The following is a 16,764-nucleotide window of genomic DNA, read 5'->3' on the forward strand; positions in this document are numbered from 1 at the left end:
TCCCCTCCCGTGCCCCAGTCTGCCCGGGGCCGGGCACCCGGGCACGGCGCTCCCGCGGGCTCAGCCGGAGAGCACGGCCTCCATCACGGCGCGGGCGATCGGTGCGGCGCTGCCGCCTCCGCTGATCTCCGCGCGGTCCCCGGTGGCGTCCTCGACGACCACCGCCACCGCCACCTGCGGCTGCGGCGCGTCCTCGGCCCGCGCCCAGGAGATGAACCAGGCGTAGGGCGTGCCCGCGTTGCCGACCCCGTGCTGGGCCGTGCCCGTCTTGCCGCCGACGACCGCCCCCGGGATCGCGGCGCGCCCGCCCGTCCCGTCCTCGACCGCCCGCACCATCAGCTCCCGCAGGCGGGCGGCGGTCGCGGCACTCACCGCCTGCCGGCCGGCCCCCGGCCCGTAGTGGGCGACCGGGTCGCCGTCGGCGCGGGTCGCCGTCTCGACCAGGTACGGCCTGCGCAGGGTGCCGCCGGACGCGACCGCGGACGCGACCATCGCCATCTGCAGGGGCGTCGCCGTGGTGTTGAACTGCCCGATGGAGGAGAGGGCCACCTGGTCGGGGGACATGTCCGTGTCGAAGTTGGAGCGGGCGACCGCCGCGGGGATGCGCAGCCCGGTGTCGTTGAAGCCGAAGGCCACCGCCGTCCCGACCATGTCCGCGAGGCCGACGCGGGCTCCGAGACGGGCCATGACGGTGTTGCACGACCAGCGGACGGCATAGGAGAGGGAGGCGTCCTCGCAGCCCTCGGCCGCGTCCGGGAGCACGGTGGCCGTCCCGGGCAGCAGGTAGGGGTGAGGGGTGCGGGTCGGGGCGTCGACGTCCTCCACCACCCCGGACTCCAGCGCCGCCGCGGCCGTCACGATCTTGAAGGCGGAGCCGGGGGGATAGGTCTGCCGGATGGCCCGGTTGAGCAGGGGGCGGTCGGCCGCGCCGTTGAGCCGGGTCCAGGCGCCGGCGGCTGCCTCGCCCGCACCCGAGAAGGCGGACGGGTCGTAGCTGGGGCTGCTGACCAGTGCGAGGATCCGCCCGGTCGCGGGCTCGATCGCGGCGACCGCCCCGCGGCGGCCGTCCAGCCCCTCGAAGGCAGCCCGCTGGGCGGCGTCCCGGATGGTGGTGACGACCCGCCCGCCCGGCCGCCGTCGGCTGCCGAGGCCGTCGAGCAGGGGGAGCGGCGACAGCAGCGGGTCGCTGCCCGCCAGGATGCCGTCCTGGAGGTTCTCGACGAGTGAGGTGCCGTAGCGCTGGGACGCGTACCCGGTGACGGGCGCGTAGAGGGCGCCGTCGGTGTAGGTCCGCTCGTAGCGCAGCCTCCGCCCGGTGTCCCGGGAGCCCGTCACGGGCCGCCCGTCCACCACGATGTCCCCGCGCGGCAGGCTCCACCGGGCGATGTCGTCCCTGAGGTCGGCCGGGTTGTCCCGCAGGGACGGGCCCGGCACGAGCTGGACGCGGGCCGTGTTCACCAGCAGGACGGCCAGCAGCAGGGCGAACACCGCGGCCACCTGCCGGGTGCAGCGGTTCACCGCAGCACCGCCGGACGGGCCGGGGGCCGGTCGGCGGGGGCGGCGGCCGCCGGGCGCGGTGCCCGGGCCGCGTGGCTCAGCCGTACGAGCAGCGCCACGATCACCCAGCTGGTCACCGCGGAGGAGCCGCCCTGTGCGAGGAAGGGCATCGCCATGCCGGTGAGCGGGACGAGCCCGGTGACACCTCCGGCGATGACGAAGACCTGGAGGGCGAGGAGCGAGGACAGCCCGACCGCGAGCAGGGTGCCGAAGGCGTCGGCCGTGCCCAGCGCCGCGCGGAAGCCCCGGCCCACCAGCAGTGCGTAGAGCAGGAGCAGGGCGGTCAGCCCGGCCAGGCCGAGTTCCTCGCCGACGGTGGCCAGGATGAAGTCCGACTTGGCGGCGAAGCCGATCAGGGCCGAGTGCCCGAGCCCGAGCCCGGTGCCGGACATCCCGCCGTGGGCGAAGGCGAACAGCGACTGGGCGAGCTGGCCGGGGCCCTGCCCTGCGGTGATCGAGGCGAACGGGTCGAGCCAGTCCGCCACCCGGCTGTGGACGTGCGGCTCCAGCGACCCGACCGCCCAGGCGCCCGCGGAGGCCAGCAGCAGACCGGCGCCGATCCAGCCGATCCGGCCGGTCGCGACGTAGAGCAGGACGACGAAGAGGCCGAAGAACAGCAGGGAGGTGCCGAGGTCGCGTTCCACGACCAGCACGAGCATGCTCAGCAGCCACACGGCGGCCGCGGGAGCCAGCGTCCGGCCGAAGGGCCCCCGGGTGCCCTTCGGCCGGCGGCCCGTGTGCGGGGGCTTCGGCCGGTGGGCGGCCAGCCGGGCGGCGAAGTACACGGTGAGCAGCACCTTGGCGAACTCGCCCGGCTGGAGGGACAGACCGCCCACCCGGATCCAGATGCTGGCCCCGTTGACGGAGGGGAAGAGGATCGGGGCGCCGAGCAGCAGCAGGGCGGCGACCCCGGCGGTGCGGGCGTGCCGGCGCAGGCGCCGGTGGTCGTGCACGGCGATGACGGCGGCGCCGAAGAGGACCGCGCCGAGGGCCGACCAGACCAGCTGGGTGGGGGCGGCGGGCTCGCCCGGGGTCTCCTGGTCGAGCCGGTGGATGAGCACCAGGCCGATGCCGTTGAGCAGGACGGCGATCGGCAGCAGGAGCGGGTCGGCGTAGGGGGCGCGCAGGCGGACGACGAGGTGACCGAGGAGCGCGAGGGCGCCCAGGCCCGCCGCGTAGCCCGCCGTGTCCGGCGGTACGGCCCCGTGCCGCGCGAGTCCCACGGCGGCGTACCCGTAGACGCAGACGAGGACGGCGCAGACGAGGAGGGACAGCTCGACCCCTCGCCGCTTGGCACGGGGCGGCGCGTGCCGGGGAGCCTCCGCCGTCAGTGCGGTCATGCCACGCAACGTAGCAAGCGCACGGAGTTCTTGTCCGCTTATGTCACGGTGCGTTCTTCTGGTGGCGGGGTTGTGTGTGACTTCCTGTCAGGGTGTCCTCCCGGCGGGGACGGGGCCTCGGGGTGCCGGTGGCGTCCCGGGGGAAGGGGTGGCGCGCCCGGCCGGGCCGGGCCGCCTCGCCCGTGAAGTGACGTTTCCTCAGTTCTGGTAGGGGTTGTGCTGCCCGTGGGCCTGCCCGTACTGCGGTCCGGTCGCGGGGCCCGCCCCGTACCCGGCCGCGTGGCCCGGCGCCGCCTGCCCGCCTCCGGCCTGCTGCCGGAGCTGCTCCGCCTGTGCGGCGGTGGTCTGCTGCTCGGCCCCGCAGAAGGTGCACTGCGTCGTGTACTTCGTCGAGAACGGGAACAGCGGGACGAAGAACAGGGTGAACTTGGTGACCCGCTTGCGCAGGGTGTGCGCCGCGGGGTTGCCGCAGCGGCCGCAGACGAGGGTCAGGACGGCCAGCTGGTACAGATAGCCCTTGGTACCGAAGATGATCATGTGGTGCCTCGTCCTTCGTCGTGGTGCGCGCCCACCGGGCGCCGCCGTCCGGGCGGCATGCTCACGGCCCGCCGGTGACCGTCTGCCGGCACAGTGCCAGCAGCCTCTCGTCCGCAAAGATGTCATGAACCCCCGTGCCGCCGTCCAGCGCGTTGTGCCGTCGCGGCGACAGGAGTTCGCGGTCGACCAGCCGGTCGGCGCCCTCGGCGCCCCGCGTGGACAGCTCCGCCAGCACGGCCGCCACCCGCGGCCGTGCGTACGGCAGCTCCTCCCACGCCCGGCGCAGCACCGGCCAGGCCCGACCGGGGTCACCCGTCACCCGCCAGAGCGCGGCGGCCGACTCCACCCGGGTCCACGGCTCCGCGGAGCGCATCAGCGAGCCGAGCAGCGGTGCGGCCGCGGCACCGGCGTCGCCGAGCCGTCCCGCCACCGACGCCGCGGTGCGCCGCGCCCCCTCGTCCCGGCCGCTCAGCACCTCGCACAGCACCGGCAGCGCCGTGTCCGCGTCGCGGTCGATGGCCCACAGCGCGCCGGCCGCCCGGGCGTTCAGCGCCGCCGGGAGGCCGCCGTCCGCCGTCCGTGAGGGCATGAGCAGCGTCCGGAGCACGGGCGCCGCCTCCCCTGCGGCCGGTCCGAAGGAGGCCAGCGTGCGCAGCGCACCGGCCACCACCTGCTCCCTGCCGTACGCGGGGGCCCCGCGCAGCACACGCAGCACCGCGGGGACGGCCGCGGGCAGTATGTCGGCGGCCCGCACCGCGGCCAGGCCCCGCAGCAGCGGCTCCGCCCGTTCCGGCAGCCTTCCGTCGAGGCCCAGGCGCGCCAGGCGGTCGCAGAGCGCGGGAGCGAGCGGCGCCGCCGCCGTGCCCAGCCGGTCGAGGGAGCGGGCGAGGTCGGCGGGGGTGTCGCCCTGCCGGAGGATCTCGGCCAGGATCGGCACCACCCGGGGATCGCCCGCCCGGGCGAGCGCGAGGACCGGGGCGCCCAGTGCGTCCCGTCCGTCGGGGCCGGAGCGCACCCAGCAGCGCGGATCGGTGTTCAGCTGCTCCAGCAGGGCGTCGGCCGCCGGAGCGGCCAGCTGGAACAGGCCGCCCAGGACGGCCGCGGCGGCGTCCTGCAGGTGCGGGTCCCGGTCGGCGAGCTGCTCGCCGATCAGGGCCACCAGCTCCCCGTAGGCGCCGCGCCAGGTCCGCAGCAGCTCCTCGCTCATGCGCACGGCGTCGATGCGCTGACTGAGGTCGGGGCTGCACAACTGGTCGGCGAGGAGGGCGATGCGGTCGTCCACCCGGTCGCCCAGGCCCGCGTGCAGGGTCCTCAGCAGCCCGGCCGTCCACGGGGCGACCCGTCCGGCGACCGCCGCGGCCCGTATCTCGCGGGCCGCCCCGGTCAGCGGCGGGGGCGGCTCCGACGAGGCGGCCACCACCACGGGCGCCGCCCGCATCTCGCGCAGCACGCCGGTCGCCCAGGGGACCACGTCGGCGGGGAGCGAGGCGGGGGAGCAGCGCGCCAGCTGGGCCAGCGCGCCCAGGCGCAGCCCCGCGCAGTAGCCCGATTCCTTCACCCCGATGAGCCAGTCGACGACCTCGGGGGTGAGGTCGCGGTGCCGGAGCGCTATCCGCCCGCCCGCCTCTATGCAGGCGAGCCGGACCTCGTCGTCCGTCTCGACCGGCAGGCGTCCGCGCAGCAGGCGCAGCACCCTGACCGGGTCGGGGTGCAGCGTGGCCAGCGCGAGCGGCACCACCAGCCGCACCTCGCGGTCGTGGTCGCCCGCCAGCTGCAGGAAGACCTCGGAGCCGGCGGCGACCGCGGAGGCCGCCATGGCGTAGTTGGCGGCGTCCTCGAACTCCTCGTCCTCCGGGTCCAGCTCGTCGTCCCCGTCCAGGTCGATGCCGCCGATGCTGGTCAGCAGCTCGACCACGGGGCCGCGGTCCTCCACCAGGGGGTCGGCGACCAACTCCATCAGGTAGGGGATGCAGGCGAGTGTGGAGTCGAAGACCTCACCCTGGCTGTGCACCGTGGCGTACAGCGAGTCCAGGGCGCCCTCCCTCTCCGCGGCGTCGGCGGAGGCCAGTCCCCGCAGTAATCCCGGCACGCCGTCGGCCGGGCCGTAGGCATGCTCCAGCGCTGCCCAGTCGACCTCGTCGATCCCTGCGAACACCAATTGCCCCCATCCCAAGAACTCTCGTCCCGTCCTTGTGTCTGGGGAGAGTGTGCCCCACGTCCCGGGGAAGGCGACCGGTATCGCGCCGCCCGGCTGCCGCCCCCGGCGGGCCCTCCGGGCGCCCGTGCCGCTCCCGGGGCCGCTGCGGCGGTGCCCGCGGGGGGAGTTCGGGCCCGCAGTGCGGGCGGGGCCGAGGACGGGTCGTGCCGTAACGGACCTTCCGGGCGCCGCCGCTGTCACCGCGTGCCGGGGGCACAACGGCCGGATCAGGGTGGTCCCCCGCCGGGCGTCCGGACGGCCCGTGCGGACCGCCCGGACGGCCCTTGCGGACCCGGGCTACAGGGCGCCGCCCCAGCCGCCCTGCATCATCGTCTGGAACGCCCAGCCGTCGCCCCGCCGGATGAGGATGTCGGCGTACCGCAGCCGCTGCACCGTCTCGCCCGCCGTCATGGTCGAGTCGGTGAACACCACGGCCATCGCCGGCGACAGGAAGACGGGCGTGCGCTCCGACTCGAAGGAGATGCCGGCCTCCCCCGCCTCGGCGAGTACCTGCCGCATGGTCTCCGTGTACCGCCCGCGGTCCCACTGCGCGCACGCCCCGTGGCCCGATGCGTCGTCGCTCACCAGGTTGAGCGGGAAGACGGCCAGATCGGCCATGCGCTCGACGTCGCGTGCCGCACTGGCCTCGTCGTAGTCGGCGAACCAGGCGTCCAGGCCCGCACGGTCCTCGGGGGTGGGGGTGTAGCCGGTGTCGGGAAGCAGGGTCATCACAACTCCTCGGGAGGTTCGGCGGGCCCACCCGGCGGAGGGCCGGGGGCGGCGGTGACCGTACGCCCTCCGACCCCACTAGTCAAACTTTATTAGTACCCCCGCCCCCGGGGTCGCGCTCGCCCGGCACCCCCGGGTCGAACTCCTCGGGCAGCCTCAGCCGCCGCACCGTCGCGACCGGATGCCGTGCCGTCCCCGCCTCCACCTCCGCCGTCAGGCCGGGGGAGAGCGGGCGGTAGCCGATCTCGCCGCGGCCGGGCGCCACCGCCGTGCCGGTCCCCGGCGCCGTCCAACGGGGCAGCAGGGCCGCCGCCTGGGCGCGCAGGGCGGGCGTCAGCGGACGCGAGACCAGGGGTGCCGCCTCGCCGGGCACGGCGAGCACCAGTGCCGAGGGGTGCTCCGGCCTGCCGGTGAATCCCAGGACGGCCGCGTCGCTGCCGATGGTGCGCCGCAGCTTGCGCCATGCCCGTGCCCCGCTCCGGTACGGCTGGTCCCACCGCTTGACCACCAGGCCCTCGACGCCGAGCGCGGGCAGGGTCTCCAGCCAGGTCTGCGCCTCGCCCGGGTCGCGTGTCATCGGCACCGGCTGGATCGGCGGCCCCAGCGGCCCCACCAGCGCGACCAGGCGCGCCCGGCGCCGCCCGTACGGCAGTGGCCGCAGGTCCTCGCCGCCCTCGGCCAGCAGGTCGAAGGCCGCGTACGAGGCGGGCAGCGCGCGGGCCAGGGCGGGCGCGCGCCCCGGGGGCGCCGCGGCCCGGCGCTGGACCGCGGCGAAGTCCGTCCGCCCGTCCCGCCACACGACCACCTCTCCGTCGAGCACGGTCCCCTGCGGCAGTGCCGCGGCGGCTCGCTCCAGGTCGGGGAAGGCGGCCGTGACGATCCGCCCGGACCGCGCCTGGAGCACCGCCCTCCCGTCGGCGGCGAAGAGCACCATCCGATGCCCGTCGAACTTGGGTTCGTAGGCCAGGCCCGCCTCCCTCGGCAGGGTGGCCACCGGCTCCGCGGTGGCCACCCGCAGCGGCGGCCGGAGGGTGCTCACGGCAGCCGCCCCCCGGCCCCGGGGTCCGTGAGCGGTGCGAGGAGGTCTCCGTGGTGCTCGAGCCGGGCGGGCATGTCCCCGAGACGGAAGACCAGCGGCCCGCGCCGCTCCACCTCCTCCCAGGTCACCGGCGCCGACACCGTGGGCTCCCGGCGGGCTCGCAGGGTGTAGGGCGTCGCGGTGGTCTTGGCGGCGGCGTTCTGGCTGTGGTCCACGAACACCTTCCCGGGGCGCAGGGCCCGGGTCATCCGGTGCAGCACCAGCCCCGGCAGCGCCGCCTCCCCCGCGACCGCGAGCGAGCGCGCGTACGCCGACACCTCCCGCGAGGGCGTCGGCGCCAGGGGGACCAGCAGGTGCAGCCCCTTGGCGCCCGAGGTCTTGGCGTAGGCGTCCAGGCCGTCCCCGGCGAGTCTCTCCCGCAGCCACAGCGCGACCTCGCAGCACTCCGCCAGCCCGGCGGGCGCCCCCGGGTCGAGATCCAGCACCAGGCGGTCGGCGAGGCCCGGGGCGTCCGCCCGCCACTGGGGGGTGTGGAACTCGGTGACCAGGTTGGCGGCCCAGACCAGGGTCGGCAGATCGTCCACCACGATCTGCCGGGCGCCGGGGTCGTCCGACCGGGGGACGGGTGCCGTGCGCACCCACTCGGGCGTCCCGGGGGGCGGGTTCTTGGTGAAGAAGACCTGGCCGTCGGGGCCGTCGGGGTAGCGCAGGAACGAGGCCGGCCGATGGCGCAGATGGGGCAGGATCGCGGGTGCCGCCACGGCGTAGTAGTGCAGGATCTCGCCCTTGGTCGTCCCGGTCGCCGGGTGGATGACCTTGTCCAGGTTGCTCAGCGCCAGCCGCCGGCCCGCCACCTCTGTGATCGGCGTCATACGATGAGAATCCCATGATTCCGGTAGGGAAGGGACATAGCGTGCGATCCATATGGAACGGGGCGATCTCCTTCGGTCTGGTGAGCATTCCGATCAAGCTCGTGAACGCGACCGAGAGCCATGCGGTGTCCTTCCGGCAGATCCACGAGGCGGACGGCGGCCGGATCCGCTACCGCAAGGTCTGCGAGCTGGAGGAGAAGGAGGTGTCCAACACCGAGATCGGCCGGGCCTACGAGGACGCCGACGGCTCGATGATCCCCATCACGGACGAGGACCTTGCGGCGCTGCCGCTGCCGACCGCCAGGACGATCGAGATCGTGGCCTTCGTGCCCGCCGCCGACATCGACCCGCTCCAGATGGACGCCGCGTACTACCTCTCGGCGAACGGGGCCCCGGCCGCCAAGCCGTACACCCTGCTCCGCGAGGCGCTCAAGCGCAGCAACAAGGTGGCCATAGCCAAGTTCGCCCTCCGGGGCCGCGAACGCCTGGGCATGCTGCGCGTCGTCGACGACGTGATCGCCATGCACGGCCTGCTGTGGCCGGACGAGATCCGCGCACCGGAAGGGGTGGCGCCGCAGGTGGAGGTGACCGTGCGCGACGCCGAGCTGGATCTGGCCGACGCTCTCATGGACACGCTCGGCGAGGTGGACCTGGAGTCCCTCCACGACGACTACCGCGAGGCCGTCGAGGCGATGATCGCCGCCAAGGCCGAGGGCGGGGCCGTCCCGGTGCCGGAGTCGGGCGAGGGCGACGGGGGGCGGGTCATCGACCTGATGGCCGCGCTGGAGGGCAGCGTGCGCGCGGCGAAGGAGGCGCGAGGGGAGGAGGGGGGCGTCGCCGGGGTCACCCCGATCGCGGGCCGCTCGGCTCCCAAGGCGGCGAGCGGCAAGAAGTCCACGGCGCGCACGGCGAAGAAGGGGGAGGGTGGCAGGGCGGCTCCGGCCAAGTCCACGGCGCGGGCGTCGAAGGCGGCCGGGAAGGCGGCGTCGAAGCAGGCGCGGTCCGGGGCCTCCGGAAAGTCCGGGGCCTCCGCGAAGTCGGGGGCCTCCGGGAGGTCGGGGGCGTCCGAGGCGTCCGCGTCGGGGGGTGGCGGGTCCGGTGCGAAGCCGGGGGCCGCGTCCGGGGGCCGGTCCGCCGCGAAGAAGACGGCGTCCCGCCGCCGGAGTTCCGCCTGACGCGGGGCCGGTTCGCCGGAGGGCACCCGTGGACGCTCCAACGGTGCCCCGCCGTGTGTGGCGGGCCGCCTCCCCGGCGCGCCGCCGTGCGTGAGGGCCGCCTCCCCGGTGCGCCGGGCGACCTCGGAACCTAGACTGATCGACGCCCGGAATGACCGATATGCGGAGAGGGGGTGTCGTCATGTCGAAGCGAGGCAACAAGCGCCGTGCGCGCAAGAAGAAGAGTGCGAACCACGGCAAGCGCCCCAACGCCTGAGCACCTGGGGGATCGGGGGGTCGGGGGCTGGGGGGGCGGGGTACGGTCCGACGTCGCCGGCCCGGGGCCCGTGCGCGTCGAACCGGCGGGGCGCGGTGGCGGCGGGCGGCCCCCTTGCGGGGTCGCCGCCGCGGTGCGGAGGGGCGGCCCTACGGCCGCTCGGCGGTGAGGTAGCGCTGGACGGTGGGGCCCAGCCAGGCGATCACCTCGTCGCGGGACAGTTCGACCGCCGGCGGCAGGCGCAGCACATAGCGCGCGAGTGCCATCCCGAGGATCTGGGACGCGGCGAGCGCGGCCCGGCGCGGGGCCTCGGCGGGCTCGGGGCAGACGCCGAGTGCGACGGGGCCGAGCTGCTCCGCGAAGATCGCCTGCATCCGCTCCGCTCCGGCTGCGTTGGTGACCCCCACGCGCAGCAGTCCGGTGAGCACGTCGTCCCGCTCCCACCGGTCGAGGAAGTGCGTGACGAGCGCCGCGCCGACGTGCCGGGAAGGCAGGGCGCCGAGCTCCGGGAGTTCGAGCTCGATGGCCGAGGCCGCGGCGAACAGCCCCTCCTTGTTCCCGAAGTAGCGCATGACCATCGAGGGGTCGATCCCCGCGTCGCGGGCGATGGCCCTGATGGTCGCCCGCTCGTAGCCGTCGGAGGCGAAGCGCTCGCGGGCGGCTTCGAGGATCGCGGCGCGTGTGGCGTCGGAGCGGCGTGCGGTCGTCATGCCAACAACAGTAGGCCAACGGGTGTTGACGTGTCACTCCGGGGTGCTCTAGGTTGACCAACAAGCGTTGACCAACAAGCGTTGGCCTACATCTGTTGGTCAACGGTCGTAGGCACACCTGGAGGCAGTGATGAGCACGAGGGGTACACGCGACGTCCCGGGCGCCGCCGCGGTCCCGGAGCCGGTCCCGGACTCGGAGCCGGTCCCGGAGTCGGGCGAGGGCGCGGGCCCCGGCGCGGGTCCGGTCCCGGACTCGGGCGAGGGCGCGGGCCCCGGCGCGGGTCCGGTCCCCGCCGCGGCCCCGGTGAGGGCCGCCGACGGCACCGACGCGGACGTCCTCGTCGTGGGCGCGGGGCCGACCGGGCTGCTGCTCGCCGGGGACCTGGCCGCCGCCGGGCTGCGGGTCACGCTCGTCGAGCGCAGGGAGCAGGGCATCAGCAACCTGACGCGTGCCTTCGGGGTGCACGCCCGCACCCTGGAGCAGCTCGACGCCCGCGGCCTCGCCGACGAACTGGTCGCCACGGGCACGCCCGTCACGGAGCTGAGCCTCTTCCGGCGGCTCACGCTCGACCTCGGTCGGCTGTCCTCCCGCTTCGACTTCCTGCTGATCACCCCGCAGTTCGAGGTCGAACGGCTCCTGGAGCGCAGGGCGCTCGCCGCTGGGGTCCGCTTCCGGTACGGGGTGGAGCTGCGCGGTCTGAGCCAGGACGCCGACTCCGTCACCGCCGAATTCGCCGGTGGGGCGCCCGCACTGCGGGCCCGCTACCTCGTCGGCACCGACGGCCTGCGCAGCGCGGTGCGCGGTGCGCTGGGCCTGCCCTTCCCCGGGGTGTCCGTGGTGCGCTCCATCGTCCTCGCCGACGTCCGGCTGGCGCAGGAGCCCGAGGGGCTGCTCACCGTGGCCGCCTCGGGGGACGCCTTCGCGTTCATCACCCCCTTCGGCGGCGGCTGGTACCGGGTGATGGGCTGGGACCGCGGGCACCAGGCCCCCGACGGCGCGCCGGTGGAGCTCGACGAGGTCAGGGCGATCGCCCGCAAGGCTCTCGGCAGCGACTTCGGGATGCACGGACCCCGCTGGATGTCCCGCTTCCACAGCGACGAGCGCCAGGTGCCCTCCTATCGCGTCGGCCGTGTCTTCCTCGCGGGAGACGCCGCGCATGTGCACTCTCCCGCGGGCGGGCAGGGCATGAACACCGGGCTCCAGGATGCGGCCAACCTCTCCTGGAAGCTCGCGGCGGTCCTGCGGGGAGAGGCGTCCGACCCCGAGGGGCTGCTCGACAGCTACCACGGAGAACGGCACCCCGTCGGGGCCCGTGTGCTGCGCAGCAGTGGCGCCATCGTCCGTCTCGCCATGGCCCGCACCCCGCTCCAGCGCGCGGCCCGCGGGCTCGCGGCGGGGCTGCTGAACGCCGTCCGTCCGGCCTCCGCGCGGGTCATGGGCATGATCACGGGCATCGGCATCTCCTACGGTCCCGGTGCCCGGCGTGTTCCGGACCTGGCCCTGCGCGAGGGCAGGCTCTACGAACTGCTGCGGGACCGCGCGTTCGTGCTCGTCGCCCCGTCCGGCGAGGTCCCCGGCCTGCCCCGCACCTCCCCGGTGGCGGGTGGGCGCCTGATACGGGCCACCTGGGCCGATCCGGCCCGCCGTGACACGCTCCTGGTCCGGCCCGACGGCTATGCGGTCCCGTCGGGGGGCGGGAAGGGGTGAAAGCGGCAGGGGTGGGGCCGGCGCCGGGGTACCGCTCCGGCCTCCGGGGTCGCGGTCGGCACCGGCGTCGGCGTCGGTGGGCACCGGCGGCGTGGGAGGGCGCGGCCGCCCGACCCGGGGCGCCGGGTCGGCGTGCGGCGCTCCGCCAGGGGCGCCCCGGCTGATCCCCGCCTCGGTGCCGGAGGGCTCGTGCGGAGGCCCGACGCCTCCCCGCCCCTGCCGGTGGAGGGGCGGCCGTCGGGCGCCCGCCGCTCGTGCGGGGAAGCTGCTGGGGCGGAAGCGCAGTCGCCCGCCCATGACGGCCCGGGGTGGACGTCTCGGCGGAGGGGCCGCCGCGCGGTTGCCCGGCCCTCGCTGCCACCTCCCGCCTTCCCGGCAGGGCGCCGAGGGCGTCGCTCCGCCCGAGGTGACCCGGACGGTCCGGGAGCCGCCTCCGCTTGGCGCGGGGGAGCGGCCCGAGTCCCCGTCCCGTCCCGGCCGCGCCCTTCCGCAGGGCGTCGGCCGCGCGCTGCTTCCGGTACCGCCCTCAGACGGTCGGCCCGGCGCGAAGCCGCCGCACATCCCGTACGAGCGAGCACAGGGCGCTGAAGAGGATCACAGCTCCCACCGCGATCCAGAGGGCCGATGCTCCGGAGCGGTACCCGCGAACGGCACCGCCGAGCAGCAAGACGCCGGCAAGGGCACCGAAGACCGAAATCGCAGCGCTGATGCGGTTTGTTGCATGGACATCATCAACGGCAACCTCAGTCAGCGGAACCGATCCGAACGCAACAGTCCAGGTGCTCCGTTCGGCCGCCGGCCGGGGTCTGTCGGCGCTGCGCAGCGGCTCCGGGGTCAGCCCGTGCGCCTGCATGCCGCCGTGATCGGCGCCGGGCCGTGCATCCTCGGCCGCGTGTCGGGTACTCGGTGGGCGAGGTGGTCGCCGCGACAGCGGAATATACCCCCTGGGGTACTGGTGTTAGGGTGGGTGTAATACCCCCTGGGGTAATCAATCGGGAAAGGGGTTCCCCGTGTTCTTCGTCGACACCATCGAGCTGGAAGGCCTCGGAAACCGCAGCTATCTGGCCGGTGGGAGCCGGACGGCGGTGGCGGTGGACCCTTCGCGGGACATCGACCGGGTGCTGGCCGCCGCCGTGCGCCGCGGTGTACGGATCTCCCACGTGGTCGAGACGCATGTGCACAACGACTACCTCACCGGCGGCCTCGAACTCGCTCGGATCGCCGGTGCGGCGTACCTCGTACCGTCCGGGGCGAGGGTGTCCTTCGCCAGGACTCCCGTGTCCGACGGCGACTCCTTCACCGTCGACTCCGGTCTCGTCCTGACCGCGATGGCCACACCCGGACACACGCCCCACCACACCTCCTATGTGCTCAGCGACGGCGATACCCCCGTGGCGGCGTTCACCGGAGGATCCCTTCTCGTCGGCTCGGTCGGCCGACCGGACCTGGTCGAGCCCAGGCTCACCGAGCAGCTCGCACGCGCCCAGCACGCATCCGCCCACCGCCTCGCTGCCGCGTTGCCCGACGACACCGCGGTCCTGCCCACCCACGGCTTCGGCAGCTTCTGTTCCTCTGCGCAGGCCGACGGAGGCGACACCACGACGATCGGCAAGGAGAAGGCCGCGAACACGGCGCTCACCACCGAGGTCGACACCTTCGTCGCCGACCTGCTCGGCGGCCTCGACGATGTGCCCGCCTACTACGCCCACATGGGTCCGGCGAATGCCAGGGGCCCGGCGCCGGTGGATCTGACCCCGCCCGCCCTCGCCGACGCGGAGGAGATCGCCTCCCGCCTCGCGGCCGGGGAATGGGTGGTGGATCTGCGGAGCCGCCTCGCCTTCGCCGAAGGCCATGTGGCCGGTTCCTTCAACTTCGAGGCCGACGGAAGTCTCGCCACCTACCTCGCCTGGATGATCCCCTGGGGCAAGCCGGTCACCCTGCTTGCCGCGGATGCCGACCAGCTGGCCGCCGCGCAGCGGGAACTCGTCCGGGTCGGCATCGACCGCCCCGCCGCAGCAGCCACGGGGGGCCCCGGGGGCTGGCTCCGGGCCGGGGAGGAGCCGGCGAGCTTTCCGCGTGCCACCTTCGCCGGGCTCGCCGAGCAGGGGGTCGACCAGGTCGTGGTGCTCGATGTGCGCCGGGACTCCGAGCGGGCGGACGGGTGGATCGAAGGCGCCGTGCACATTCCCGTGCACGAGCTGACCCGCCGCGTTCACGAGGTCCCCGAGGGCACGGTGTGGGTGCACTGCGCCGGAGGCATGCGCGCCGCGATCGCCGCCTCGCTGCTGGATGCCGCCGGGCGCGAGGTGGTCGCTGTCGACGACGACTTCGAGGCCGCCAGTGCTGCGGGCCTACCGCTCGTTCCGGCGTGACTCTGACGCCCGTCGACCCGGGCGCGGCAGCCATCAACGCCGTCGATCCGGGCCCGGAGACCGTGCGACCCGCGGTCGCCTTCCGGATCGGCGCGAGTCCGCCCGGCGCGGCCCGCGCCGACCGGTCGGACCTCTGTCCGGCCCTCACCCGACCCGACACGGAAGGAAGCCCAGCATGTTCCTGTCCCGCCGAAACACGCCGCGCCTCAGCGTAGGCGAGGCCTACAGCCGCACTCGCGGGGACCGGCCAGGTGCCGTCCTTCTCGACGTACGCGAAGCGCCGGAGTGGAGCGCGGGGCACGCTCCCGGGGCGGTGCATGCCGCGCTCACGGACCTTGTGGCGGGTGCGTCCCTGCCGCGTGCCGCGCAGGAGCTGCCCCTCGTGGTGATCTGCCGCAGCGGGCGGCGCTCCCAGCGTGCGGCGCAGCTCCTCGTGGAGCGCGGCGCGGAGGCCGTGGACGTCGAGGGAGGCATGAACGCGTGGGCCTCCGCCGGATACCCGGTCGTCGATGAACGCGGGAACAGCGGCCGAATCGCGTGACCGCTCTCGTCCTCGCCCTCATTGCCGGCGCCGTCGTCGGACTGGCCCTCGGGGCGCTCGGTGGCGGTGGCAGTGTCCTCGCCGTTCCGGCCCTGATCTACCTGCTCGGTTTCACTCCCGTCGCGGCCACGACGGCAAGCCTCGTCATCGTCACGGCGACCTCCGCCACGGCTCTGTACGCGCACGCCCGCGACGGCGCCGTGGCCTGGAGGACGGGTGCGCTGTTCGCCGCGGCGGGCATCGGTCCGGCCTTCCTCGCCGGTGCCGTCGCGGGGCGGCTGGCCCCGGCGCTGCTCACCGGTGCCTTCGCCGTCATTGCGGGCTTGGCCGCTGTGCGAATGCTGCGCCCTGCCGCCGGCCCCTCGGGGCCGGTCCGACCTGTCAAGGCTGCCGGAGCGGGTGCAGGGCTGGGAGCCGTGACGGGATTCCTCGGGGTGGGAGGCGGCTTCCTGGCGGTCCCCGCCCTGGTGGGCGTGCTCGGATTGCGTATGCGCCAGGCAGTGGGCACCAGTCTGCTGGTGATCACCGTGAACTCGCTCGCCGCACTGGCGGCACGCGCGGGAACGGGCGGTGCGCTGGACTGGGCGGTGATCGGGCCCTTTGCCGGGGCGGCGGTCCTGGGGGCCTGGGACGGGAAGCGTCTTGCCTCCAAGGTCTCCGGCGCGGCCCTGCAGCGGATCTTCGCCTGTGTCCTGCTGATGGTGGCGGCCTTCATGCTCATCGACGTGATCGTCTGAACCTGAACGCCGCCACCAGGTCAGGCCAGCGACAGGAACAGCTTCTCCAGGCGGCTGCGCATCGCGTCCCGGTCCTCGCCTGACTGCTTGCCGTCCTCGATGCCGGTCAGGCACTGCTGGAGTCCGGTGGCGATGATCGCGAAGCCGGCCCGGTCGAGTGCGCGGGATGCGGCCGCCAGCTGGGTGACGACCTCCTCGCAGTCCCTGCCCTCTTCGATCATCCGGATGACTCCGGCGATCTGGCCCTGAGCCCGGCGCAGCCGGTTGAGGACGGCCTTCAGTTCGGCACCGGCCAGATCAAGTTCCACGACAACTCCTCACGAAATACCCCGAGGGGTACTCTGGTGCCCTCGTTGGGGGGCTCCGCCGACACACAAGGATGACATCTGCCATGACGACGCCTGAGGCCCTCGCCATTCACGAGGCCCGGACCCGCCTGCACGAGCTGACCATCATCGATGTCCGCACCCCGGGAGAGTTCGCCGGCGGACACGTGCCCGGTGCCCTCAACATTCCCCTCGACCGGATCGCACAGGCCCTGCCGGACATCCGGCATGCGGCCGACCGTGGAGACGTCCTCGTCGTCTGCGCTTCGGGGGCGCGCTCCGGCAACGCCTGCCGGATCCTCGCGGAGAATGGCGTCACGACGGCCACACTCTCCGGCGGCACCGGGGCGTGGGCCGCGGACGGGCACGAACTGCACCGCCCGCAGGGCGCACCGCGGGCCGCCTGGGGTATGGAGCGCCAGGTGCGCCTGACCGCAGGTGCCGTCGTGCTCCTCGGCGTACTCCTCGGGGTTCTCGTCCACCCGGCCTTCCAGCTCGTCTCGGCCGGGATCGCGGCGGGCCTCGTCTTCTCGGCTCTGACCAACACATGCGGCATGGCTGCCCTGCTCGCCAAACTCCCCCACAACCGACCCCGTGGCGTGGATCTTGAGGAGTCCCTCGCCGCCTTGCGCAGCCGCTGACCCGAGCGCTGTGCGAGCAGTTGCTGG

The 16,764-nt window shown here is 74.7% G+C and carries 16 protein-coding genes; 7 read left to right on the top strand and 9 right to left on the bottom strand.

Annotated features, from left to right (window positions below):
- Positions 1–60: 60 nt before the first annotated feature.
- The 7 genes from ACGF15_RS04715 to ligD form a co-directional block, all read right to left on the bottom strand.
- Complete coding sequence (locus tag ACGF15_RS04715; RefSeq protein ID WP_392796918.1) at positions 61–1,518, bottom strand: penicillin-binding transpeptidase domain-containing protein; 1,458 nt, start codon at positions 1,516–1,518, stop codon at positions 61–63.
- On the bottom strand, positions 1,515–2,897 hold the full coding sequence (locus ACGF15_RS04720; protein WP_392796919.1) for an FtsW/RodA/SpoVE family cell cycle protein: 1,383 nt from the start codon (positions 2,895–2,897) through the stop codon (positions 1,515–1,517). The genes ACGF15_RS04715 and ACGF15_RS04720 overlap by 4 nt, the downstream gene beginning before the upstream one ends.
- Positions 2,898–3,095: 198 nt before the next feature.
- On the bottom strand, positions 3,096–3,434 hold the full coding sequence (locus ACGF15_RS04725) for a zinc-ribbon domain-containing protein (protein ID WP_345613057.1): 339 nt from the start codon (positions 3,432–3,434) through the stop codon (positions 3,096–3,098).
- A 61-nt stretch (positions 3,435–3,495) separates the two neighbouring features.
- Positions 3,496–5,589, bottom strand: a complete 2,094-nt coding sequence (locus tag ACGF15_RS04730; protein WP_345613059.1) for a PBS lyase — start codon at positions 5,587–5,589, stop codon at positions 3,496–3,498.
- A gap of 339 nt (positions 5,590–5,928) precedes the next feature.
- On the bottom strand, positions 5,929–6,360 hold the full coding sequence (locus tag ACGF15_RS04735) for a nuclear transport factor 2 family protein (RefSeq protein ID WP_345613061.1): 432 nt from the start codon (positions 6,358–6,360) through the stop codon (positions 5,929–5,931).
- Positions 6,361–6,442: 82 nt separating this feature from the next.
- Complete coding sequence (locus ACGF15_RS04740) at positions 6,443–7,399, bottom strand: ATP-dependent DNA ligase (RefSeq protein WP_392796920.1); 957 nt, start codon at positions 7,397–7,399, stop codon at positions 6,443–6,445.
- Complete coding sequence (gene ligD / locus ACGF15_RS04745; protein WP_362606162.1) at positions 7,396–8,271, bottom strand: non-homologous end-joining DNA ligase; 876 nt, start codon at positions 8,269–8,271, stop codon at positions 7,396–7,398. Before ligD ends, ACGF15_RS04740 begins: the two co-directional genes overlap by 4 nt.
- A 41-nt stretch (positions 8,272–8,312) precedes the next feature.
- Between ligD and ACGF15_RS04750 the strand changes: the two genes are divergently transcribed.
- Both ACGF15_RS04750 and ACGF15_RS04755 read left to right on the top strand, forming a co-directional pair.
- Positions 8,313–9,446, top strand: a complete 1,134-nt coding sequence (locus ACGF15_RS04750; protein ID WP_392796921.1) for a Ku protein — start codon at positions 8,313–8,315, stop codon at positions 9,444–9,446.
- 181 nt (positions 9,447–9,627) lie between these two features.
- Positions 9,628–9,702, top strand: coding sequence for a 50S ribosomal protein bL37 (locus ACGF15_RS04755; protein WP_374211945.1), 75 nt, complete (start codon positions 9,628–9,630; stop codon positions 9,700–9,702).
- 149 nt (positions 9,703–9,851) lie between these two features.
- On the opposite strand, the gene ACGF15_RS04760 is transcribed toward ACGF15_RS04755, so the two are convergent.
- Positions 9,852–10,412, bottom strand: a complete 561-nt coding sequence (locus ACGF15_RS04760; protein ID WP_345613069.1) for a TetR family transcriptional regulator — start codon at positions 10,410–10,412, stop codon at positions 9,852–9,854.
- 130 nt (positions 10,413–10,542) lie between these two features.
- On the opposite strand from ACGF15_RS04760, the gene ACGF15_RS04765 reads away from it, so the two are divergent.
- The 4 genes from ACGF15_RS04765 to ACGF15_RS04780 all read left to right on the top strand — a co-directional run bounded on the left by ACGF15_RS04765 (position 10,543) and on the right by ACGF15_RS04780 (position 15,770).
- Positions 10,543–12,120 (top strand): FAD-dependent oxidoreductase, encoded by a 1,578-nt coding sequence (locus tag ACGF15_RS04765; protein WP_392796922.1) that lies wholly within the window; start codon positions 10,543–10,545, stop codon positions 12,118–12,120.
- A 1,010-nt stretch (positions 12,121–13,130) separates the two neighbouring features.
- Positions 13,131–14,492 carry a rhodanese-like domain-containing protein gene (locus tag ACGF15_RS04770; protein WP_392796923.1) on the top strand — a complete coding sequence of 454 codons (1,362 nt, stop codon included), beginning with the start codon at positions 13,131–13,133 and terminating at the stop codon, positions 14,490–14,492.
- A gap of 175 nt (positions 14,493–14,667) precedes the next feature.
- A complete protein-coding gene (locus ACGF15_RS04775; RefSeq protein ID WP_345613074.1) occupies positions 14,668–15,033 on the top strand; it encodes a rhodanese-like domain-containing protein in 366 nt (121 codons plus the stop codon).
- The gene (locus ACGF15_RS04780; RefSeq protein WP_392796924.1) at positions 15,030–15,770 is read left to right on the top strand and encodes a sulfite exporter TauE/SafE family protein; all 741 of its coding nucleotides are present in this window, start codon (positions 15,030–15,032) and stop codon (positions 15,768–15,770) included. The genes ACGF15_RS04775 and ACGF15_RS04780 overlap by 4 nt, the downstream gene beginning before the upstream one ends.
- Before the next feature lie 20 nt (positions 15,771–15,790).
- On the opposite strand, the gene ACGF15_RS04785 is transcribed toward ACGF15_RS04780, so the two are convergent.
- Positions 15,791–16,078, bottom strand: a complete 288-nt coding sequence (locus ACGF15_RS04785) for a metal-sensitive transcriptional regulator (RefSeq protein WP_256523006.1) — start codon at positions 16,076–16,078, stop codon at positions 15,791–15,793.
- 83 nt (positions 16,079–16,161) lie between these two features.
- Between ACGF15_RS04785 and ACGF15_RS04790 the strand changes: the two genes are divergently transcribed.
- Positions 16,162–16,737 carry a rhodanese-like domain-containing protein gene (locus ACGF15_RS04790; protein ID WP_392796925.1) on the top strand — a complete coding sequence of 192 codons (576 nt, stop codon included), beginning with the start codon at positions 16,162–16,164 and terminating at the stop codon, positions 16,735–16,737.
- The last annotated feature ends 27 nt before the right edge of the window (positions 16,738–16,764 follow it).

Source organism: Streptomyces sp. NPDC048001, assembly GCF_043203115.1.
In the GTDB taxonomy this organism is placed as follows: domain Bacteria; phylum Actinomycetota; class Actinomycetes; order Streptomycetales; family Streptomycetaceae; genus Streptomyces; species Streptomyces sanyensis.

Bases quoted from the DNA above. Each gene is read 5' to 3' on its own strand.
- ACGF15_RS04720 (WP_392796919.1), bottom strand. From the start codon at position 2,897: ATGACCGCACTGACGGCGGAGGCTCCCCGGCACGCGCCGCCCCGTGCC.
- ACGF15_RS04725 (WP_345613057.1), bottom strand. From the start codon at position 3,434: ATGATCATCTTCGGTACCAAGGGCTATCTGTACCAGCTGGCCGTCCTG.
- ACGF15_RS04735 (WP_345613061.1), bottom strand. From the start codon at position 6,360: ATGACCCTGCTTCCCGACACCGGCTACACCCCCACCCCCGAGGACCGT.
- ligD (WP_362606162.1), bottom strand. From the start codon at position 8,271: ATGACGCCGATCACAGAGGTGGCGGGCCGGCGGCTGGCGCTGAGCAAC.
- ACGF15_RS04760 (WP_345613069.1), bottom strand. From the start codon at position 10,412: ATGACGACCGCACGCCGCTCCGACGCCACACGCGCCGCGATCCTCGAA.
- ACGF15_RS04765 (WP_392796922.1), top strand. From the start codon at position 10,543: ATGAGCACGAGGGGTACACGCGACGTCCCGGGCGCCGCCGCGGTCCCG.
- ACGF15_RS04775 (WP_345613074.1), top strand. From the start codon at position 14,668: ATGTTCCTGTCCCGCCGAAACACGCCGCGCCTCAGCGTAGGCGAGGCC.
- ACGF15_RS04790 (WP_392796925.1), top strand. From the start codon at position 16,162: ATGACGACGCCTGAGGCCCTCGCCATTCACGAGGCCCGGACCCGCCTG.